The organism is Mesobacillus maritimus, assembly GCF_019749255.1.
GTDB classification, from domain to species: Bacteria; Bacillota; Bacilli; order Bacillales; family Cytobacillaceae; genus Mesobacillus_B; species Mesobacillus_B maritimus_A.
Genome location: NZ_JACWFH010000036.1, coordinates 78,890 through 101,610 on the forward strand (window position 1 = coordinate 78,890; position 22,721 = coordinate 101,610).

Here is a 22,721-nt window from a genome sequence, read left to right on the forward strand (position 1 = left end):
CGGGACAAGGCAACAAGCATATAGGGAGTTATCTGACTTAAGTGGACTTGGAATCACCTTTATGTTAGAAAACACGGTCAATACCATTCTCAACATAAAAGTAGCTGGTATTGATTTGGAAAATGGAATAGTTGTTTTAACGACAACCAAAAATAGAAAAACACAGTTTAGTCCGATTAGCGAACATTTAGTTAAAACTTTAAAAGAATACTTCAGAATGTATCAATTTGAAAAGGATGATTTCTTGTTCATTAATGAATTAGGAGAACAGATGACAAGAAATTCTGTTCAGCATACAATTGCACGATATAACAAAAATAGAGAAGTAGAGAAGACTTCAATTCACGCTTTTAGGCATACCTTTGCAAAATACTATATTACTAGTGGTGGGGATTCATTTAAGCTACAACGCCTATTAGGTCATCATTTTTATGTACTGTTGAAGCCTTTTTATCTCTGCTTGCGCCCTTGGAACAGTTATTAGTTTTGTTGCCATAAATTCACTTCCTTAATGAGAGGAAATTCGACAAGTTTCATTTTATTCCTTTCGACAACTTTTTGAAGGAATAGCTACAAAAAACTTTTAAATCTAATTCATGTGATTCGACAATAGTATGTAATTCCCTTCCAGTATTTGTAGTGTCAATGGGTAAATAGTGGTAAAATTACATTATTATATCAAAATGTCAAGGGGATGGAGAAATGTCAAATTACGATTCATATTTAGATAATTATTAGAATAACTGAAGCAATTCATTGTCAATATGAATAGTAGACCGATATTATTTATTGGTTCTGGTTTCTCTCAAAGATACATTAACGCGCCTACTTGGTCTGGTTTATTGAAACAGTTAATAGATGAAAATCCTGAAATTGATATGCCAATGCAGTTTTTTATTCAAGAACACGATGGAGATTACGCCTGAACCAGATTTTCCAGGATAGTTTCTATGAAACATAAGATTTAATAGAAAGAGCCTCTAATTTACTAGAGGCTCTTTTCTTAGATTCTTTCACATTAAACATTTGAATGCTACGTCTATTCCAACCCCTCATCCAACTGACTCAAAACATAACTATTATTCATCCAAAAACTCTGTTTTTGCATCCAGCGACCATCTTGGAGTTGCTCTGCATCTGCATAGGATCCATCCCCAATCTTTTCTCCATTCTCGAGGATGTAAAAGCGTTTCTGGCTATGAGGACGAATATGAATAATGGGGTTCTCTCTTTTACCAGGTAAGTTATTTTTGATGATGACCCCACTTGCTGTTTCTTTTTTAGTGAGCTTAATGCCATTCTGTACAACGGTACGAATCTTCTCCCAGCCATCCTTTACCACTTCATCAAGGTCGGTTCGAGGCATGTTCCAGAGCTGACAGCCTTTCAGTTTGTAAAAGTCACCGTCTTTTTTGAATACTACAAATAAAAATCTTGTTTCTTCGAAATAAGAATATAGGGTGGAATCTTCCCAGTCTTCATTTACAAACTCCATGAGTTTCATTGGAGGTAAGGGACTGCTTTCACGCATTGTACCATTCTTCTCCAAGCGAATGGCTTTGACGACAATATTTGCCTTTATAAATTCTTGTGCTCTATTCGATTTTATCCCGAGCATTCTATAGGCTAAATCAATCCATTGCGATTTATTATTATTGTAATCTCGTTCGAATATTTCACATAGTTCTTTGTCGGTCTGTCCTACATAAGCGTTGATTTTTGAGATTATAAGCTGCTCAAAGGTTGTGTGTTCCAGTTCAGATACGTCCCTAATAATCGGCTCATATGTATCAACATCTTGAACAATATACTTGTTTAGAACATAGGTCATGTAGGAGTTCTTGAAGCAAAACGCTCGTTTTCGTGCAGGGATATCTGGTGCATAATATTGTGGTACGGTGCTTTTCAGGGCAGTTGAGCCTTTTGTACAGGCGCCCAGGTACATCGTATCTCCCTCAGATAGTTCATGGGCTTGGCCGTTTTGAATTTTGCTTACGATTTTTTCGTAATCCTCTTTTATTATTCTCATATCTTCTTTTGGCGGGGAAAATAGCTTTACATAATCAATCGGGTAGTACAAATTTTTCTCTAACTCTTTATTACGAAGATAATACACTAGCAGGATAATGTTAATTTTATCAAGGACATGAGAAGTAGAGAAGTCTATCTCGATTGGTTGGTCATAGCCAATCATCGTAATAACTAAGCGCTCACCGGCACGGATTTTGCCGCTTTTTAACCTTTCATATGGAGTCGCCTTCAATTCAACCCCGGCTTCAAAAAAATCTGCTTGTTGATCACTATTGGCTTTATAGCCAAAATAAATCTCTTCAAGAAGATTCCCTAGTCCACCTTTTCGTCTCGGATTCCCATATTTGTCAATGATTTCTGTTTTGGTATCGTAACTTAAATTGGCTTCCTGGATAACATCCATAAACGTTTTCCCGATGAGTCGTTGACCATATTGTTCAATGCTTAAGGGGTCAGTTTCATCATATGGGGTGAAGCTTTCCGACATTTTGTTCACTCCATTCGGTGTTTTCAATGCATTACATTCAAAATTTTTACAATTTAATAGGAATTTGTAATACCTAAATATTACCATAATTTCCAAACTCAGAAAATAGTAGATTTCTTGACTATTCAATCATGCCATCAAAGTAGCTTTGCCGTTACAACCTCACTTCCCCAAATCCACAGCATAATCCTAGGCTTAACCAAAAAGGTATATTATAATGGAAATATGTGCTATTTCGACAGTTTTTTTAGAGAGGGGATTCATCTTGGATCAACAGATTGAATACTCGTATGTGATGTTTGCCGATTCCTACGAAATTGAACGGGAACAGGACTTGCTGTACCGTTTGCTCAAGCAGGGCATCAAAGTTCTTTTGTTTACGAATCGGGAACTTCACTTATCAGTACCAGAAGAAGAATTACATGCCTTTAAAAAGGCGAAGTTGTTTCACCTAATGATTGCAGACTCCCCGATAGTGGAAAAAATCGTGATTGCGGATGGAAAACCATCTGAAGAGTTGAATCGAATTGTAACCGCTTTTCCGAAATTTAATATCGAACAATATAAAATTGAGCATGCTCCTTTTGATGAAAATATCATGGTTAAAGCTGGAGCGGGGACAGGAAAAACAACGGTGATGGTCGACCGCGTCCTTTATCTATTATTAAAAGCAAAAGTGAAACCATCGGAAATTGTGATGATCACCTTTACAAGAGATGCGGCTCAAAACATGTTGAAAAAGTTGAGAGAGCAAATGCTTTTGCGTTCAAAGGCAACAGGGGCGACAGTATTCCTGTCCTTGCTTGAACAACTAAACGAAATGACCATTACGACCATCCACTCTTTTTCGAAAGCATTGTTAAAAGAACTAGGTTCCCTTCGAGGATTTGGATTGAACCTTCAGCTTCGTAGTTTTAAGACCGAAAAGAAAAAGTGGATTGAGGAAGAATTAAATGATTATTTCGAAGCAGAGCTAGCGAAAAAGGATTTAACTATTGAGGCGATGATGAGCCCATTAAGATTTTACGAGCTCATCGATACCATCTATGATTTCTGGGAAAAGTTCGAGCAAAAAGGGTTTTCTTCGGAAGAAATAAAGAACGTGGATTTTGGTCAGGCTTCACCTGGTCATGAACGATTGAATGATTTGATACAAACCGTGATTCAAAAAGTCGAGGAACGGTTTACTTCTGAAAAAGAAATTCAAAATGCGGTCATGATGAATGACCTAACACGACAGATTGATCTGATTAGAAAAAATTATGGAGCAGAAGCTTTTAAATCATTATCCACGAAAATATCTTATTTATTTGTGGATGAGTTTCAGGATAGTGATGATGTTCAGATTCGCCTGATTGCAACCATACAAGAGGCCTTTTCATCCAATCTTTTGGTTGTTGGAGATACAAAGCAATCCATCTACCGATTTAGGGGAGCGAATCATACGGCCTTTGATCTATTAAAGGAAGCCCTAAGCTTGCGCGGGATATCAATCAATGATGAAGATTATTATTTAAATAAAAACTATCGTACCACAGTAGAATTATTAAACCAAATGGATTCCTTTTTTACCTGGTGGGGGGAGGAAGAGTTCCTTCAATATCATGGGGAGAAAGACCGTTTGGAAGGCATGAAACATGGGCAGGAAGAAGAGCCTTTAGTTCTATTAAATAAGCGCGAAGATACAAAGGAAAATATGAAAAACAATATTATGCCTTTTATCAAAGAGCGCTTTAAAGGCATTCAAAAACTCAATGCTTCCTTAAAACCTGGAGATGAGCCTGAGCAGCTAGCTGTGTTAACACGAACCATTGATGAGGCAAGAATGGTGAATACTTGGTGTGCGAAGGAAGGATTACCTACAAAACTTAAGGTTGGAGGCGGATTCTTTCTTACAAAGGCTGTGCGGCAGTTTCATTCTCTTGTTCTAGCACTCCTGTTTCCGAATGACGGCAAATACATCGCCAATCTGTTAGATGGTCCCTATGGACAGGTGCAGACGTACATGCTCCCGAAACTGCTTGAAGCAGGACGTTATTCTACCAAAACGGTTGAAACGCTTAAAAGTGCAACTTCATTTGACTTTGAAAAATATCAACATCTATTAAGCTTTCAACCTATATTAGCTGTGTTGCGCACTTGTATTCAGGATCGAAAGCCATATAACTGGGTTTACTCTCGAAAATTAGATGAACTTCGCGAAGCTTACGGAGATGAATACCCAGAGGATAAGTTAATCAAAGAGGCGCAAGATGAAACTCGCAGATATGAGCTTACGGTTGGAAAATTATTTGAAATGCTCCACCAGCGCTTTTCTGAAGATTTCCTGTCGTTGAACCAAATCGCGGAATGGCTGCATGTTCAAATCGCTACCAACCGTGACGAAGAAGAAATAGAATCTGAACAAAGTAGTGGCGGGCTGGACCATGTACATATCTTAACAGCCCACCGGGCAAAAGGGCTAGAGTACCATACGGTAATTCTGCCATTTACCGAAAGGCCGTTTACGACTTCCTTTAGTAAGATCATTTTTGATGATAAAAAGGAAAGGACCGGGTGGGCGATACAAAAGCCAGGCTATGAAATCCGGCATAATCAATACTTTACTCAGCTTTCTTCTCATGATGAACGAGAGTCGATTCGTGAGGAAACCAGGCTTTTATACGTGGCGATGACACGAGCGAAACACAATTTGATTTTAATACGCAATTTAAAAAATGACGCATTTCATTGGACCTGGTCCAAACTACTGACACAATTTAGATAGGGTGATGAATATGAGTGGGAATGTCAGTGTTTTAACTTATGAAAATCCTTATACCTTTGCGCAAAAACCTGAGTTCCAGCCATATATCAACTGTCCGCAAATCTGTGCTACACAATCATTGAAGTATGGTGTAAAAGAGGGCATTGGTCTAAAAAATGTCACTTCAGCGGGAGAAATCGTTGATCTATTTTACCCGAATTGGAATCTTTCAGAGAACCGATTTATTCAGTATGCACAGCTTTCTGACATCTTACGAAACTGGAACGATCCTCGTCACCCAAAGGTGATTCGTTCCTTCAAGCGAAATAAATTAAATTTATTGATTACCATGCGAAATTTCACCGAAATAGGGTTAACACCGTTCGATCTACGGCCGTACACCACGAAGGTCGAGGAAGACCTGTTTTGTGACGTTTGGGAAACGTTACTGCCTTATTTTGCAGATGATATGACGAGAGCAAAAGGAAAGATTATGACGCTGGAGCAGGTTCGGGCAGTGTTTCAAAAAGCTGAAGTCCCAATGGTTAACGATACCGTAGTGCTTCATGGGTTCTATTATATTTCACCTGTTCAGCATTACCTATTTACAAAGTGGAAGGAACTAGGCATCAAGCTTGTTTTTCTGAATTTATATCATGGTGATTATCCATCAGTCTTTTCGTTTCTCGAGGAAAATTTCTCTGAAACCTATGGCTGGGCTAGAAAAGAAGATTGGAAGATGATGAGGGATGAAGAGGCTTTTAATGGTCTTCATTTTGCCTCGCGTTTTCAAGGGAATCCAGGCGTACCGCTTAACCGGGAGGGTATATCAGAAAAGCCTTATGAATATATGGTTGAATTTGTCGATGATATAAAAGAAGATGTTCACTACGTTTCTCCTAACAGAGACGAATTAAAGGAGCGGATTCGTGAGTTCCGGCCGAATTCTTTCTTAAAAGAGCGTCATTTCCTTGCTTATCCAATTGGCCAATATCTCCTCCACCTTCATTCTGTATGGAATGAGGACGAACAAGATTATCTATTAACTGATAAGATCCTGCTTGAATCCTTTGCTTCTGGATGGTTGGAGTCAGAGGGGGAAAATGCTCGGGACTATACGGCCCATCTAAAATCTGTTCTTCCTTACTTTTCAAACTGTCGAACTGCGGATGAGTGGTTGAATCAATTTGAAACATTGATGGATGCAAAGCGATCTTCCATTCAGGCTTTTAAAAAATATAGCTTGAAGAGAAACGATTTTATGGAGGCTGTTCGGGTAAGTCCTGTTTTACGCTTTTCGTACTTTTCTGTGCCGATGCGTGCTTTGAAAAAAATGCAGTTCTTCTTGCAGAAGCTTGTTGATAATGCCAAATGGTTGGTTGATATAAAAGAAGAAAGAATTCAAATTAAAACTCATTTCCAGCGCATTCAACAGCTTCTTGAAGATTCTAATCTGAAAAGTTCCCTTGCAAACGAAATGGAACGAAAGCTTGTTGATCAGCTAGAGGAGTTGCTCACACAGCCTATTCATGATGATCAGCGTTATCATGTTGGCGATTTATCTGACGCCATTATCGTTTTTTTAAGAACCGGCTTGGAGGATCCAAATCAAAACGAATTAGGTTCGCTTGACTTTCCACCTAGTGAACCCGGAGAAGAAGGAGAGAAAGCGGAAGAGGATAATGGCAATGCTAAACAGCTCCACCTCTTCAAAATGGCCGATCTCGATGGACTCATTTTACGTGAGGACCTGAAAGAACTCCATTTATGCGGGATGGATGAACAGCATTTCCCAGAAACCTCAACGCCGATGCCTTGGCCATTATCGTTTGAATTGATTACCAACCTACATAACAATTCCGCTGATATGTATGTGTTCCGTAAACGTCATTCTTTAGCTTTTTCACGCTATTTATTTTATGTGGCGTTATGTTCTAAGCAACAGATTCGTTTATCATGGGTAAAGAATTGGAATGAATATGAGAATCTTGATCCCTCAATCTATATTCAGGTTTTGGATCTTAAAAATGACGGGCAAGAAAGTGCGGGTCAGTATCAGTACATCGAACCGACTGCTACTCCAGAGGATGTTGAGATTTCTACCGTACAAAAAAGACTAGCTACCCTCCCGCAAGAAGAATTTGCGGAAATGAGTATTTGTAAAAAGCGGTTTTCCTATAGCACGCTGGTGGACGGCTTTTCTAGTTTCCATAGCCATTTTCATCAAGGTTTTTTAATTGGAAATTTGGTGAAAATTTATGCGTCAATCGGGAAAACGAAAACGGAGATTATCGAAATGCTTGAGACGATGTTCCCGTACCAGACAGAAATTAGTTTAAGGACGATTGTAGATCAGAATATGAATGAGGACTATGTCGCTGGAATGCGAAAATATGGGCTGGACAAGCGGCGTAAGTACAATGGAATTGATTATCCAGAAAGCATGCTGTATTTTCAGTTTCTGACCCATCGTGGTGCATTTCAAAATGAACGTTGGCAAGGTGCCTTTTCACCTCAATCTGGAGTCAGAAGGCAGAAAGCTGAATTGATCCAACAAATGGCGAACCAAAAGGGTGTGCTCGCTGAAGCCACTCCGTCAGAATTCTGTAAACTATGTCCACATGAGGCCTATTGTGAAGAGGCTTATTATGCGGTTGATATTTCAAAAAAGGGATTTGATGATCATGATGCAGCAGGAGTCTAGCTCGAATAAACAGAAGTTTGATTATGCTTTTTCGATTCTGTCTGATGCTCTCGAAAATCCTCCAAGTATTGAGGCAGATATTTCCGACCAGACTGCTCAATTTCTTCGCAATATTGAATTAAGTGAAGAGCAAGAAAAGGTAGCGAAAATGAGTTCCACGCATCTGCTTGTAAAAGGAACGGCAGGGAGTGGGAAAAGTATTACGCTCCTAACAAGAATGATGCAAAAGATGTCTGAGGATTTCGGAAAGAAGTTTTTGTTTGTATCGTTTAACCAAGAGCTTGTAAAAGATGCGGAAAACCGTTTTAAGCAGTCTGAATATTATGAGCAGCTCAAGAGTCACCATCATACCGTTCATTTTTATACTTTTCATGAGCTGGCTTATCATCTATTAAAACCAATTCGTAAAGTACGTTTTTTCCAGACGAGTCACTATAACTTAAACCGCAATGAAGACAATGTTCGAGGAACGATGCTCCGGTTAATGGATTTACTAGAGACAGAGGAGTTTAAGAATCTGCCAAGCATTCATACGATAAAAAGGACAAGGAATACAGCGTTTCTTTACGATGAGTTTTCCTGGATGAAGGGGAATGGCTTTATTACGCTAGAAGATTATTTGAATTGTGAGCGCGTCGGGCGTGGGAAACTCCCTAATGTGTCCGTCAAGCAACGACGAACGATTTTTAGGTTGTTTGAATATTACCGTGAGGACCAGAAGAGGGACTTTTATAATCGAATTGACCGTGAAGATTATGCCTTACTAGTGATGGAGAATCTGCATCTGATTTTAAATAAGGATAAGTATGATCATATTTTTATTGATGAAGTGCAAGATTTGCAGCCGATGCAATTGCGGGTACTGGTCAATATAAATAAAGGAACATTAACGTTAAGTGGCGATGAGCGGCAACGCATTTATAAAAGTAGCCCTTTTTCCTATCGTGCTCTAGGCATTAATGTTCAAAGCGGTAATAATGTTGTGTTGAAGCGAAACTGGAGATCGACCTACCAAATCATGAAACTCGCGAACTCCCTTCAGTTCTCTCGGTCCCAAGAGGACTCTAAGTATGATGACGAGAAATACTTCCCAAGACAAGGGGATAAACCGATTATTCAAGCGTTTCCGGATCACACAAGAATGCTAAATGCCGTTGGGAACAAAATCTTGGAAATACATGAAAGGGTACCAAAGGCAACATTTGCTGTCATTCATCGTCAACATAATACACAACAAGAACAACATATGAGAACTTTCCTTGGACGATTCTTTTCTATTAAAACATACATTAAAAAAATCGATGGCCCACCGGAGGAGAGGAAGAGAGGTCCTGAAGTGTTTTTCCTAGAAGCGAAAACAACGAAAGGTCTCGAGTTTGACTATGTGTTCATCATTGATTTTCATAAGGATTTTTACCCACATCGGGATGAAATTGAAAACTTAAAAAAGAAAAAGACCGTCACTTCAAGAGACTTTGATGATGATAAAAGAGAGATTGAAGAAAAGGAAAAAAGAATTCTCTATGTTTCTTTAACTAGGACAAAACAAGCCGTTTTTCTTTATTTTGCAACACAAAGAGAGCCAGAGGAGTTGATTTCTTCCTTTGTGAAGGATTTCAATCCACGTGACTATGAGGCTAAGGGATTTCGGAAGACGATGGTATAAATAATGGAAGAGGGACTTATCTGTTAGAGGGTAAGTTCCTTTTCTTTTCTCCTTTGCTCTATTTTATCCTGAAATATTTTTAAAAAAGAATAGAACAAATGTTTCTGTTTGGGTATAATGGAAGATAAGGATAGATGACTTAGAGTGTAAAATACTACTATACTCTTTGTATATATGCCAACTGAAGGATCTTTTTTATAATATTTTAAACTTTTATTGGAACTGAATTTATCTAGTTTTTGTGATAAGATAGTCTAATGTAACTCTTAAGGTATGGAGTAGTGTTTTCTTTATTTATAGAAGTCTTTATTATTATTGGTTGTTGTTTAATGACCAGTTGAATTTTTACGATATTATCTTATTTCTTAGGTATAAACCATACCGAAAGGATGTACGTTTATGTTAAAAGTAATAGAACTATTCGCTGGAGTAGGTGGATTTAGACTGGGCCTAGAAGCGACAAAAGGCTTTGAAGTCGTATGGGGGAACCAATGGGAACCTTCCAAGAAGGCACAAGATGCCTTCGATTGTTATGCGAGGAACTTCGAGGGAAAAGGAATTCACTCGAATGAAGATATAGCTACAGTTAACGCATCGAATTTAATTGATTTAAATCCAGAAGTAATTGTGGGCGGATTTCCATGTCAGGATTATTCTGTTGCCCGAAGTTTATCTGGGGAAAAAGGGATACAAGGTAAAAAAGGGGTCCTATTTTGGGAAATTATGAGGCTTGCAAGAGAAATTAGACCAAAGTACTTGTTGCTGGAGAATGTCGATCGTCTATTAAAATCTCCTGCTAAACAACGAGGAAGAGACTTTTCTATTATGTTGGCTAGTTTCAATGAAGCAGGATATTCGGTAGAATGGCGGGTTATTAACGCTGCGGAATATGGTTTTGCTCAAAGGCGACGCAGAGTGTTTATATTTGCCGTTCGAAATGATAGTCCATATGTTCACACTCGTAAAATGATTGGTCATTCAAGAATGTTAAGACAGGAAGGATTTTTTGCTGGGGCATTCCCAGTTACTGATGAACTGTCTAAACATAAGCCAAGTGAATTTGAACTATCATCAGACCTTGTTTTTGTTTCTGACCATTTTTCAGCCAATTATAATAACGCTGGAATAATGCGCAATGGCGTAGTATACACAGAAGAGCTCATTCCAAAAGAGGAAAAGCCCACAACATTGGGAGAAATTATCGAATCGAATGTGGATGCGAAATATTATCTATCAAAAGGTGCAATCGAGAAGTTCAAGTATTTAAAAGGTCCTAAAAAGATTGAACGGACATCTGCGAGCGGACATAAATACATTTTTTCTGAAGGTGGAATGGCGTTCCCAGAACCGTTAGACAAGCCTGGTCGAACTATGCTAACCAGTGAAGCAACTACCAATCGGAGTAGTCATGTAATCGAAGATCCAGAAACAAAACAAATCCGAGTTTTAACGCCAGTTGAATGTGAGCGGCTCAACGGCTTCCCCGATAATTGGACCTCCGGAATGTCCGAACGAATGAGATATTTTTGTATGGGAAATGCCTTAGTAGTTGGTTTGATTGAGCGGATGGGTCAACGAATTCTTGAAATTGAAGAAGCAGATAAGAAAGCTGTGAGTGAAGAGCCGCAGCAATTGAGTCTGTTTTAATTATTCACTAGAAAATCCTCAGCCTTTTTGGTTGTGGATTTTTTTTGTTGAGGTTGAAGAATGATCTGTGTTACCTAAAGAGATATGAAAGCTAATATTCTTAGGCATTATCCCAAAATAAACTTTCTTTTCATTAAATATGCAATTGTGAACACTAGAGCAATAGAAACTTTGGCGTTGCCTACTATTTATTTAAATATTGCTCTTTCTTAATTTTAGGTTCTTCAACTTGGTTAAATTGGTCACCTTGTTTTTCCTCTGGGAATGTGTTTGGGGAACGTATGATAACGAGTGGGTTTATAGTGATGAATGGACCGGTGAGGGGTTCTAGAATTTCGATGAGGCAATGAACGTCCTGAATCAATGCATGAGGAAAAGTGAGGAAGAAACCGAGATGTGTGTGTACAATTATTTAAATCATAAATAGACAATTGAAAGAAGAAAATCATTAAACCTAGGCAATGAAGAATGGTAGGTTTTAAAGGTCCCAAGCTTTTTGCCTGGAGTTCTCCGATATTTAATAGAAGAAAAGATGCTTGTTATTTCAATGATACAAAAGGGTCAATAAAAGGGAGAATAATAAAATAGAAACATGCCATAATAACGGTGTACTAATTTTAGAAAGGAAGTTGTTGAAAATGAAAAAATGGTTTTTTGTTCTGTTATCCAGTGTGTTATTGGTAACTGGATTCGTAGCGCCTGCATTCGCACAAGAAGATGTCGATTGTGGCGACTTCAACGGGGATGGACGAGCAGTTGCTGAGTTTTGGGTAGGGAACGGCTATAGTGCAACCAATGACCCACATCGCTTAGACGCGGATGGAGATGGTCTACCGTGTGAAGCCTCCCAAGCAGATATTGATTACTACAGAAATGCCGGTGGAGCAACTTTGCCGAACACTGCTTCTAATCATGTTGCGATGGTAGTTTTAGGTGGTGGGATTGCTGCAGCAGGTATTCTGATGTCTATAAGACGTAAAAAAGGGATGGAATAACCAGTAGAGCGACGGGAGAAAATCCTGTCGCTTTTATATGTTAGGGGGATTCACTTGAAAAGAGTCATGGGTCTTTGTTTCATTCTGATTGGTTTTTTAATATCTGCGGTAAATCTTGTGGAATGGCAAATTGCGCGTTCCGCAGCTGAGGAAATGACTAAAGAAGAAGTGAAACAATATGAAGAAGCAAGGACAACAAAACAATGGACAAATCAAAACAAGGAGATAGGAATTGAAAGAAAGGAGCTGCCTTCAAATTCTCGATTTGAAATAAAAAAAGAAGCACAAATAGCCAGTACCGAAGTAAATCATGAGACTGGAGAAAAGGTAGCTTTATTAATTGTCCCGAAAATTGAACAAAAGTATTCTGTTCGTTGGGGGACAGAGGAGCAGGTGCTAAAAAAAGGAGTAGGTATGTTTGTCAGTGATTGGACAACGGCCCCTAATGGTGGTGGACACACGGTCCTAAGCGGACATAGAGATACTGTTTTTTATAGAATGGATGAAATTGAAGAACAAGATTTCCTTCTGTTAGAGTATGAGGACAAGGTCTACACCTATCAGGTTGCGAAGATATGGATAACGGATGAGAACGATCGATCAATCATTGTCAAAAAAGAAAAGCCAATGTTAACGATCACAACCTGCTATCCATTTAACTATGTAGGCAATGCAACGGAACGATATATTATACAAGCTGACTTAATAGACAAGGAAGAAAAATCCCAATCTACCTAAAAACAAATCATACATAGTACTATGAGTTTATTCATTGGGGCAATAGATGTCCCTTGTTATGCCATTTTTTCTCGGCATTAATCTTTTACTTCCATCAACTGTTTCATCGCAGGAATGTCCGCAGGAGCCCACCTTAAAGACGATAAGTTTTCTCTTTTCAACCAGATGAGCTTTGAATGCTCTCTGGCTGTTGGGGTTCCCAGAACAATTTTCGCTTTGATTGAGAGTAAATTCACGGTAATAGCATCATATTCATGGGTATTGTCGTTGAATATTTCATAGGAGGTTTCGATGGTACATCCAAGTTCCTCCGAAATTTCTCTCACCAAGGCAGAGTATGGATCCTCATTCTTCTCTACTTTTCCACCAGGAAATTCCCATAGATTCCCCATCGACATCTCTGGTGACCTTAGCGCGCACAATATCTCGTCCTGATCATTTTCAATGATGGCTGCGACAACTTTTATTTGTTTTTTCATATAGGCCTCCAGCGGGTTTTTATTATTTTCTATCTTATCATCATGTTTAGAAAGATTAAAATCTGATATGCTTTTGCAATTTTATAAAGCTTTGATAGAAGGAATGACTTCTTAAGTAGAAACGAATACTAGAACCTGGAAATATATCGCAAAAGGGAGTGCTATGCATGCGTGCAGTTGTTATTAATGAGTATGGAAGTAAAGATGTACTAGTGGAGCAGGAGCTACCGAAACCAGAGGTTCAAGCAAATCAAGTCCTTGTGGAGGTTTATGCAACTAGCATTAATCCGATTGATTGGAAACTTCGTGCAGGTTATTTGAAGCAGATGCTAGATTGGCCATTCCCGATTATCCTTGGTTGGGATGTTGCGGGGAAGATTGTTGAAGTTGGCAGTGAAGTGAAAAGTTTTCAGGTCGGGGATGAAATTTTTGCGCGACCGGATACGACCAATAAAGGGACTTATGCGGAATTTACGACTGTGGATGAGGACTTGCTCGCGAAAAAGCCTAGTAACCTGACATTTGAAGAAGCTGCCTCGATTCCATTAGCAGGGTTAACCGCTTGGCAGTGTCTCGTGGATACTACAAAGGCCAAGCAAGGAGATAAAGTACTTATCCATGCAGGAGCGGGTGGTGTAGGAAGTTTAGCCATTCAAATGGCGAAACATTTGGGTGCCTATGTAGCGACAACAGCGAGTGAAAAAAATGAAGCTTATGTAAAAGAGCTAGGTGCAGATGCATTCATTAATTACCGCACCCAACAATTTGAAGAAGAAGTAAGTGATTATGATGTGGTCATTGATACAATGGGCGGTGAGATTTTAAATAAAAGTTTCCAAGTATTAAAGCCTGGTGGCAGACTCGTAACGATTGCCGGACAACCCGAACCAGCATTAGCAGAAAAGCATCAAGTAACAGCTAGCTCCTATTGGTTAACGCCAAATGGCAAACAACTAAGTGAACTAGGCGAATTACTTGAGAAAGGAATCCTTAAGCCACAAGTAGGTCATGTATTTGATTTTTCAGCAGAAGCGTTACAAAAAGCACATGAATTAAGCGAAACCCATCATGCCAAAGGGAAGATTGTCATAAAAGTTAAATAGGACGACGGGACAGGTACCTGGCCTTGTTGATCTTTTCAGTAGACGGTGTACTTGTCCCTATTTACCGATTTCTTTCAAAAACGTTAATAGATTTTCCATCCAACGGATATTTTCATCTGCCTGTTTAAAGGCGTGGTCACGAATAAATTCGACGGCTCTTTGCTGTTTTTCATCAAGGATTGCGAATTGTTTTTGCATTTCTTCGTTTTGTCTTACTTCTCGGTAATGGGCCCACTTCTGTTTTTCTTGTTTGATTGCATCTTCGAGGAAAATGGCAGCTTTTTCTGGGTTGATATATTTAACCAAATAAATCGAGATATACAAATCTTCAACTTTAGACCCCTTTTTAAAACTTCTGTAGATTTCTTCTTCAAGAAAGTCTCGCCCATCTTCAGTGATTTTGTACAATGTTTTGTTGGGGCGATTTTCTTTATGAACCGTTTCGACTGGTTCAATCAGTCCTTTTTTCTGAAGGGCTTCAAAATTATAGTAAAATTTTCCCTCACTCATATTTTGAACGGGTAGCGCATCGAGTAAGGCTTTCTTTAATTTATATGGATGGCTCGTTTCTTCTGCTAAATTCCCAAGTATAAATAATGATAAAGACACGTGAAGCTCTCCTTCCTAACATCAATCCTTTAAATGTTTAAATTTTACCATAATCTTTCTGTGTCTTCCTTCCCTTATAAAAAACAGCCGTTGAATACGGGTGAATAAATACCTATAAAACTTTTCTTTCACTTGAAGATAGGGGTGTTTACCCATTACCAATTACTCTGTAAAAACTACTCTGATTAGAGTAAAGTGAAAGAGTAAGCAAATGCTGTAGATTTAAATTGTGGAGGAGGCAAAATATTTTATGACGAAAGAAATCATCCCAATTAATGAAATCACCAACTTCCAGTCACGTGCGGAAGAATTTTTCCCAATTGAATGGTACAAACATATGTTAGAGAATCATCCGGTGTATTATCATGAAGCAACAGATACATGGAATGTGTTTAAATACGAACATGTGAAACAAGTGTTGAGCAATTATGAGTACTTTTCGAGTGAAGGTACGAGAACAGCGATTTTTGTTGGAGATAATCACAAAAAAAGCGCGGACAATGAAGAATCTCCAATGAACTTGACTAATTTGGATCCGCCGCGTCATCGTAAAAGTCGCTCATTGCTGTCGGCCGCTTTTACGCCGCGTAGTTTAAAGACTTGGGAACCACGGATTCAACAGATTGCATCCAATTTGGTAGATGAAATTCAAGTAGATGAACCTATTAATATTGTGGAAGCATTAGCTGGACCGTTACCATGCTTTGTCATTGCCGATTTATTTGGTGTGCCACTTCAAGATCGCTATCAGTTTAAAAAATGGGTGGATATTCTTTTCCAACCTTATGATGAAAGCAGATTAGCAGAGATTGAGATGGAAAAAGAAAAAGCGGCGAGAGAGTATTTCGAATATCTTTACCCAATTGTGGTTCAAAAAAGGACCAACCTTTCCGATGATATCATTTCCGATTTAATCCGCGCTGAAGTAAATGGAGAACGATTTACCGATGAAGAAATTGTACAGGTTACGATGTTACTTCTAGGGGCGGGTGTTGAAACAACAAGCCACGCGCTTGCAAATTCCTTTTATGGATTGCTCTATGATGATTCGTCTGTCTATGGTGAACTTAGAAATAACCTTGAATTGTTGCCGAACGCAGTAGAAGAAATGCTCCGTTATCGCTTCCATTCTTCTAGACGGGACCGGACGGTAAAACAAGACAATGATTTGCTAGGTATCCCATTGAAAAAGGGCGATGTTGTGATTGCTTGGATGAGTGCATGTAATCTTGATGGAGATATGTTTGAAAATCCTTACACAATAGATATTCATCGGAAAAATAATAAAAAGCATTTAACGTTTGGAAGTGGTCCGCATTTCTGTTTGGGCGCTCCTCTTGCTCGATTAGAAATGAACATTGCTCTGGAAACGTTTATTAAAAGGTTTTCTCGCATTGAACCGATTAAAGGATATGAATTAGAACAAAATTTAACTGCTTCTGCCACGGGGCAGTCGCTAACCTCATTGCCAATGAAAGTATATGAGTAAAATATAAAGGAAGGGAACATCAGATTATACTGGTGTTCTTTTTTTGTCTGGTGTTTAGGAGGATCTTTTAATTTCTGTTTGTATTAAATGATTGTTCCAGGAAGAAGGAGAAAGGGCGAATGAATGAAAATGAAGGAATTAAAGAAGTATTTTTAGCAGCTCAAATAAATGATTAAGCTTCTTTAAACAAGTTACTAACAGGAAATACTAATCTAGCTTACCGAGTAAATGATGTTGGACTTACGCCGATAGGATATGCAGCGCTTTTGGCCAACCCGGGGCCGTGAAAACATTATTAAAAATTGGGACAAATGGAACGGGTTGTCGTATTCGAAATTAAGTTTTATCCAGTCGAATAACAGCTTTGCATGCAGCGATTGCAGGTGAGAGGAAATTAGGGGTGATTGGAGCATTTTACTAGAACACGGATTGCTTCTTCGGCTGAGTACTTGTTCTTTCTTATAGTTGCTAAATCGGAGCTTTGTCTCTATTTGCTTCTCATTGCTTGACCTTCGTATGATCCACAAGACACTGCCAAGCAGTTAACCCTGCTAATGGAATCGAGGCAGCTTCTTCAGATGTCAGGTTACTATCATGCGTAAGGGAAGATTGTTATTAAAGTTAAATAATTGGTGCGAGAAATAGTAGCGAAACCATCACCCGTTTGTGATTTTAAAGATACGTAAATGGTATTGAATTTATAGGTAGTAGGATGTTTACCCCTTTATCTATAAATAGACACAAAAAAGCTCACGCTGAAGTTTACGGGTTCTGTTTCCTATCACAAACTTTAAAATGAAATTTTTTTGTATTTGAAATTCACACCCGTTTTTGTTGGTTTAAAGCCATTTGTGTAGAAAAACATAGTTAAATGTACCCATATTTCGATATCTAAAATGCCAAACAATCTTGTTAATATACACAGTATAATTGGATATATATGTGAAAATAGGTACTCAATGCTGACGGCAGGCTTGTTAAAGAAGTTGGTATATTTTCCATCAAATTTTTGAAAGATAAATTAAAGGACCACTTACAAGTTATCTTTCTTTAAAATAAAATTAAATAAGGTGATTGAATGGAATTTATGAAGTATGAAGGTGAATGGTATGTCTGGGCGTTAGTGGCGATATCGATCTTATTTGTATTACTCATGCCTAAAAAAAATTTAACATGGGTCGGCATATTTATTACTTTTGTTTTTTCCGCTGGCTTGACTTGGACTTTTGATACTATGTCAATGTCCACATTTAACCTATTTGACCTAGCAAAAAAAATATCAATTGAGTTAAGTGATGCCTTTTTAATTGGCTTTGTTCCTGCAAGCATTGCCACGATCTTTGTAAATTTCTATAATCGTAAGAAGGCATGGATGTTTGCACTTGTTTTTACTTTATTGTGTTTTATTTTAGAATTCGGTTTAGTCCAGTTTGGATATATGAAAAATAACAGTTGGAATACATGGTATGGAATACCAGTATATTTCATTATTTTTAAATTCTTCTTTCCTTGGTTTTATGAACTTACTTTTAAAACAATGAATAAAAATACGAATGAAGGGGAGTTCATCTAACCAATAATCGTTTCTATGGCTCATTTACCTTTTTCAATAAGGTTTGTTCAACAAGCTAGCGACCAATCAGGATAGTAAAAAGCGGCTCGGCTCGGTAAGGGAAAATAGAGATCCGTTTTGAGATGCATACTCAAAAATAGAGCCCCAATGACAATGATATGAACAAAAGAAATGACATAGTAAAAATGCAAAAACCTGTCCATTCAATTGACGGGTTTTTGCATTTAGAACACATAATACATATAACTTGTGAAAAAATGTACTGAAACTGACGGTTCAGTTTAGCTCAATAAGAGGTTCTGTTATTTCACAAAAAAAGCCTGACGTTAGAAACGTCAAGCCAGTTTAATAATAAAAAAGAACAAACAAAAATATTGGAATTTTCATTGGCTTTTTAATTGGTCGCTACCTATCCGTGTCAAAAATTTATAAAATGTCTCACGTTTTTTACCCGTTTGTGTATATAAATCAATTATCTTTTCTACTGCATAGTACAACTCATTTGGTGATAGATTCTCCATCAATAAAGAGCCTACAACTGCATCTTTCCCTTTAGCTTTGCCCCCAACAAAAATGTTGTAGTGGTCTTTTATTTTCATAATACCTATGTCGCTTAACATTGGTTCTCCGCAACCAACAGGACACCCTGTATATGCAACCTTAAGGGTGAAGGGGACGGGTTTACCAGCGATACGGCGATTTAATTCTTTCGCCACTGGCATTCCTTCCTCTTCTTCACCTTTACAAAAATTGCAGGTTCTTAAACTCTTTACAAAGTTTCCAACTGGATAACATTCCAACCCCACACTTTTGAATTCTTCAATAATCTCGCTTTGCTTTACTTCAGGTATTTCTATATACAGTTGCTGAAATGTCGTTAATTCTAGTTCCTCATCTTCACCCATATATTTAGAAATAGTCATAAGTTGTTTCGAGTTAAGTTTTGCCCCAAATCCTATTCCTCCATTTACGGCAATCTTAATCTTGTTAACTTCATTCCCCATAATAATTTCTCCCTGTTTTTTAATTACAACATGACTCTCAGATACACAAAGCTAATTACATCAACGTAAGGCTAATGGGTTGATTCTTGTTTTTGTGAACGGACAAATAAAAGTGATAATACAACACCTATAAACGCAGCTATACCAGACCATAGAAATGCTTGTTGAAAACCTTCATTTAAAGCGACAATTGGGTCTCCTGCGTTACTAGAGGCAGTTGTTGCCCCAGCAATTGCAACCATGATGGCTAGTCCCAATGCTGAGCCAATCTGATAAGTAGTGTTATATAACCCAGATGCAAGACCTGACTCTTCTGGTTTAGCATTAGATACTGCAGCTGTGGTAGCTGGCAGATAAGCAAGGGCATTGCCTAAAGCTGCTAATAATAAAGCCAATAGTACACTAGTCCAATAGTTTCCATTAACTGATGTGTTTAGGGAGAACAATAGTCCTGAACTACCGAGAATTAGGAACCCGATAACCATTGTAATCTTCAAACCGAATTTCTCCATTGCCTTTCCAGCTACGGCAACAACGAATACTGCCATGAGTATTGGTGCAGGTAATAAAGCCATTGCTGCAGAGAAAGGAGCAAACTTCAATACCTGTTGTAAATACAATACAAGGAAATAAATCATCGGAACCCATGCGATTGATAACAAGACGAGCGAAACATTACCGATAGATAAGTTTCGAGTTTTAAATATACGAAGTGGAACAAGTGGTTCCTTTTTCATAACCTGAATAATAATAAAAATGATAAACAACAAAGCTCCAACGGACAATGACCATACTGTTGATGATGAGCCCCAACCGCTGTGCTCTGCGTTTGCTACACCATAAACCAATAAAACTAAAGCAGTTGTAACGGAGATGGCTCCAGAATAGTCAATGCGTCCACTCATACGCTTTCCTTTTTGTAATAGACTTGGTGACAAAAGTAAAATAATAATACCAATAGGAACATAAATTAACAATGCCCATCTCCAGCTTAAAAATTCTGTAAGGACACCACCAAGGACGATACCGATTGAACCACCAGCTGCCCCTGAAAGTCCCCATAAAGCAAGAGCTTTACTTAGTTCTTTCGGATTCGCAGCGAACAGAATCATGACAATAGAAAGAGCCGCAGGTGCAATCAATGCAGAACCAGCACCTTGAACTGCCCGTGCAATGTTAAGCACTTTATCATCCCAAGCCAATCCTGCAAGAAGTGAAGCCAAGGTTAAGATTGAAAATCCCCACATAAAAATGCGACGATGCCCAAATAAATCGCTCAACCTTCCTCCTAATAACAGAAGACCACCAAAGAATATAAGAAAAGCAGTCATTACCCATTGTAAATTTTCTTGTGAATAATCTAGAGTTTCTTTGATAGATGGAAGAGCAACTTGAATAATGGCACTATCCATCATAACCATGAAATTTGCAAAACCTAACAAAGCAAGGGCTTTCCAACGCTTAGGATCTGCTTGTGAAAGTGTCTGTGAACCCGTCGACATAAAACAATCTCCTCCAATCCATACTGAAGTATAGCATACCCATGTATGGTATAAATTTTGTTTAAAAAAATAACTTTTGTCTTGATTTTAGATTTTGGTTGTTTATAAAATAACTTCTCTGTTAATACATCGAGGAGGGTATATTTATCCTCAAAACATTAAGTGTATTACACATATTTTTTTCCTATCCCACTTTGGAAAAATCGTATTCAACATCAACTTTGCCAATTCCTAATGAACTTTTACATGTGACTCTTACTTCCTTCAGGAAGGGAACAATCATGAATCATATTATCACCTCACTACAACACATTGCTATACCCCCCTAAAGTATGTCAACGAGTTTATAAAAAACGTTTTTTTATTTTGAACTACAAATAAAAAAGCTCTGATCTACTAATCAGAGCAATTTAATTGATATTAAGAGGTTATAAATAAAAGAACATATTAAACTTGCAGAAGATTAATTAAGAAATCTGGTCTTTTTTACTCTTAAAATGAGTAGGATTCTCCATCATCTGGTACTAAAACATTAGAGGAGATTCCTTTTTCATTAATAAATCCTTTTAATTCTTCTCTTGATAATGTCCAATGATTAACTGCTTCCATATGAACAGAAATAATTTTTGCGTTAGGAGCAGCATTATAAACTTGATAAATGTCATCTTTATCCATAACAAGAGATCCGCCTACTAGGAATTGATTATCTCCGCCATTTACAACAATAATTTCTGGTTTATGTGTTTCGATTACATCTTGAACAGCACCATACCATACAGTGTCTCCAGCTACATATAAAGTTTTTTCATTTGTATGTTTGAAGACCACACCACACACTTGACCAGCATGCTGTAAGATTTCGCCTCTGCCATGCTCGCCTTTTGTTTTAATTAGTTGTATACCTTCAAAGACTGTATCTTCCTGTAAAACCTCTACACTTTTGAAACCAGCGTTTCGAATAACTGTCGCATCTTCCTCATTTTGGGAAAAAAGTTTAATATCTTTTGGCAATGCTTCTATAGCAGCATTATCCCAATGGTCTAAATGCAGATGAGTGACAATAACAGCATCTAAATCAGATATAATATTGTCAATCGATGTTGGTAAGCCAACTAAAGGATTGTTTTGGTCTTGTCTTAACGAATTAGGGAAAGGTGGATAAGTACCCTTTTCTGCTAAAAATGGATCTATTAAAAACTTTTTATCTGCGTATTCAACGACTATTGTTGCATTACGAATTAGTTGTATATTCATATTAATTAACTCCTTTTCTTTGAAATTTCCTTGGAACAATGTATATTCTAAACTATGAACCATTGAACGATACATAGATTAAATAAAGTCTTTTGCCTGTTTGACTTTATTATTGAAAGGAGTTAATTGAATGTTAGATAACACGGATATTAAAATCTTAGATGAACTATCCAAGAACAGTCGGATTACAATGAAAGAATTGGGTGAGAAAGTGCATTTGACTGGACCAGCTACTTCAGCCAGAGTGGAGAAATTAGAGGATAGTGGAGTTATTGAGGGTTACACCATTAAAATTAACCAAGCTAAATTGGGATTTAATATACATGCTTTTATCACTATCATTACGCAAAGCACTAATCATAAGCCATATTTATCGTTCATCAAAACACAGGAACAATACCTTGTAAGTAACTATAAAATCAGTGGAGATGGTTGTTACCTTCTTGAATGTAAATTTCCATCCAATGAACTAATGAATCAGTTTTTGGAAGAGTTAAACGAGCATGCAAACTATAAATTATCGATTGTTATTAATAAATAGTCATCAATAATGAGATGTTTGTGAATTAATACACTTAAACTATCGGGGTGCAATAGTGAAAAGGCAGCGGAGTTATCCGTTGCCTTTGCCATCCAATCTAAAAGTATTTTCTATAAAACTCCCTTCTAAAGCTCCTCTTAACTGAGCATAAAT

At 37.8% G+C, this 22,721-nt stretch carries 17 protein-coding genes; 11 read left to right on the forward strand and 6 right to left on the reverse strand.

The window, feature by feature from the left end; all coding sequences use genetic code 11:
- Positions 1-61 precede the first annotated feature (61 nt).
- Entirely contained in the window at positions 62-484 is a 423-nt protein-coding gene (locus tag H0185_RS22070; RefSeq protein ID WP_221875666.1) for a tyrosine-type recombinase/integrase, read from the forward strand.
- A gap of 555 nt (positions 485-1,039) precedes the next feature.
- Here the strand turns inward: H0185_RS22070 and H0185_RS22075 are convergent.
- A complete protein-coding gene (locus H0185_RS22075; protein WP_221875667.1) occupies positions 1,040-2,518 on the reverse strand; it encodes a Sau3AI family type II restriction endonuclease in 1,479 nt (492 codons plus the stop codon).
- Positions 2,519-2,783: 265 nt separating this feature from the next.
- Here H0185_RS22075 and H0185_RS22080 point away from each other — a divergent pair, with 265 nt between their 5' ends.
- The 6 genes from H0185_RS22080 to H0185_RS22105 all read left to right on the forward strand — a co-directional run bounded on the left by H0185_RS22080 (position 2,784) and on the right by H0185_RS22105 (position 13,014).
- Positions 2,784-5,285: a UvrD-helicase domain-containing protein gene (locus H0185_RS22080; RefSeq protein ID WP_221875668.1), complete on the forward strand. Its 2,502-nt coding sequence runs from the start codon at positions 2,784-2,786 to the stop codon at positions 5,283-5,285.
- Between the two features lie 10 nt (positions 5,286-5,295).
- Positions 5,296-7,968, forward strand: a complete 2,673-nt coding sequence (locus tag H0185_RS22085; protein ID WP_221875669.1) for a PD-(D/E)XK nuclease family protein — start codon at positions 5,296-5,298, stop codon at positions 7,966-7,968.
- Positions 7,913-9,634: a UvrD-helicase domain-containing protein gene (locus H0185_RS22090; RefSeq protein WP_221875670.1), complete on the forward strand. Its 1,722-nt coding sequence runs from the start codon at positions 7,913-7,915 to the stop codon at positions 9,632-9,634. The genes H0185_RS22085 and H0185_RS22090 overlap by 56 nt, the downstream gene beginning before the upstream one ends.
- Before the next feature lie 399 nt (positions 9,635-10,033).
- Positions 10,034-11,281 (forward strand): DNA (cytosine-5-)-methyltransferase, encoded by a 1,248-nt coding sequence (dcm, locus tag H0185_RS22095; protein ID WP_221875671.1) that lies wholly within the window; start codon positions 10,034-10,036, stop codon positions 11,279-11,281.
- 638 nt (positions 11,282-11,919) lie between these two features.
- A complete protein-coding gene (locus H0185_RS22100) occupies positions 11,920-12,276 on the forward strand; it encodes an LPXTG cell wall anchor domain-containing protein (RefSeq protein ID WP_221875672.1) in 357 nt (118 codons plus the stop codon).
- 48 nt (positions 12,277-12,324) lie between these two features.
- Positions 12,325-13,014, forward strand: coding sequence for a class D sortase (locus H0185_RS22105; RefSeq protein ID WP_221875723.1), 690 nt, complete (start codon positions 12,325-12,327; stop codon positions 13,012-13,014).
- Positions 13,015-13,091: 77 nt separating this feature from the next.
- Here the strand turns inward: H0185_RS22105 and H0185_RS22110 are convergent, their stop codons facing one another.
- Entirely contained in the window at positions 13,092-13,493 is a 402-nt protein-coding gene (locus H0185_RS22110) for a (deoxy)nucleoside triphosphate pyrophosphohydrolase (protein ID WP_221875673.1), read from the reverse strand.
- Between the two features lie 167 nt (positions 13,494-13,660).
- Between H0185_RS22110 and H0185_RS22115 the strand changes: the two genes are divergently transcribed.
- Entirely contained in the window at positions 13,661-14,596 is a 936-nt protein-coding gene (locus tag H0185_RS22115) for an NADP-dependent oxidoreductase (RefSeq protein ID WP_221875674.1), read from the forward strand.
- A 57-nt stretch (positions 14,597-14,653) separates the two neighbouring features.
- Here H0185_RS22115 and H0185_RS22120 read toward each other — a convergent pair whose 3' ends face one another.
- Entirely contained in the window at positions 14,654-15,205 is a 552-nt protein-coding gene (locus H0185_RS22120; RefSeq protein ID WP_221875675.1) for a PadR family transcriptional regulator, read from the reverse strand.
- 250 nt (positions 15,206-15,455) lie between these two features.
- Here H0185_RS22120 and H0185_RS22125 point away from each other — a divergent pair, with 250 nt between their 5' ends.
- Entirely contained in the window at positions 15,456-16,694 is a 1,239-nt protein-coding gene (locus H0185_RS22125) for a cytochrome P450 (RefSeq protein WP_221875676.1), read from the forward strand.
- A 1,078-nt stretch (positions 16,695-17,772) separates the two neighbouring features.
- Positions 17,773-18,267, forward strand: a complete 495-nt coding sequence (locus H0185_RS22130) for a hypothetical protein (RefSeq protein ID WP_221875677.1) — start codon at positions 17,773-17,775, stop codon at positions 18,265-18,267.
- 383 nt (positions 18,268-18,650) lie between these two features.
- Here H0185_RS22130 and H0185_RS22135 read toward each other — a convergent pair whose 3' ends face one another.
- The 3 genes from H0185_RS22135 to H0185_RS22145 all read right to left on the reverse strand — a co-directional run bounded on the left by H0185_RS22135 (position 18,651) and on the right by H0185_RS22145 (position 22,027).
- Positions 18,651-19,271: an NAD(P)/FAD-dependent oxidoreductase gene (locus H0185_RS22135; RefSeq protein WP_221875678.1), complete on the reverse strand. Its 621-nt coding sequence runs from the start codon at positions 19,269-19,271 to the stop codon at positions 18,651-18,653.
- Positions 19,272-19,342: 71 nt separating this feature from the next.
- The gene (locus H0185_RS22140; protein WP_221875679.1) at positions 19,343-20,773 is read right to left on the reverse strand and encodes an MFS transporter; all 1,431 of its coding nucleotides are present in this window, start codon (positions 20,771-20,773) and stop codon (positions 19,343-19,345) included.
- 492 nt (positions 20,774-21,265) lie between these two features.
- A complete protein-coding gene (locus tag H0185_RS22145; RefSeq protein ID WP_221875680.1) occupies positions 21,266-22,027 on the reverse strand; it encodes an MBL fold metallo-hydrolase in 762 nt (253 codons plus the stop codon).
- A gap of 130 nt (positions 22,028-22,157) precedes the next feature.
- Here H0185_RS22145 and H0185_RS22150 point away from each other — a divergent pair, with 130 nt between their 5' ends.
- Positions 22,158-22,568: an Lrp/AsnC family transcriptional regulator gene (locus tag H0185_RS22150; RefSeq protein WP_119706505.1), complete on the forward strand. Its 411-nt coding sequence runs from the start codon at positions 22,158-22,160 to the stop codon at positions 22,566-22,568.
- Positions 22,569-22,721: the final 153 nt, after the last annotated feature.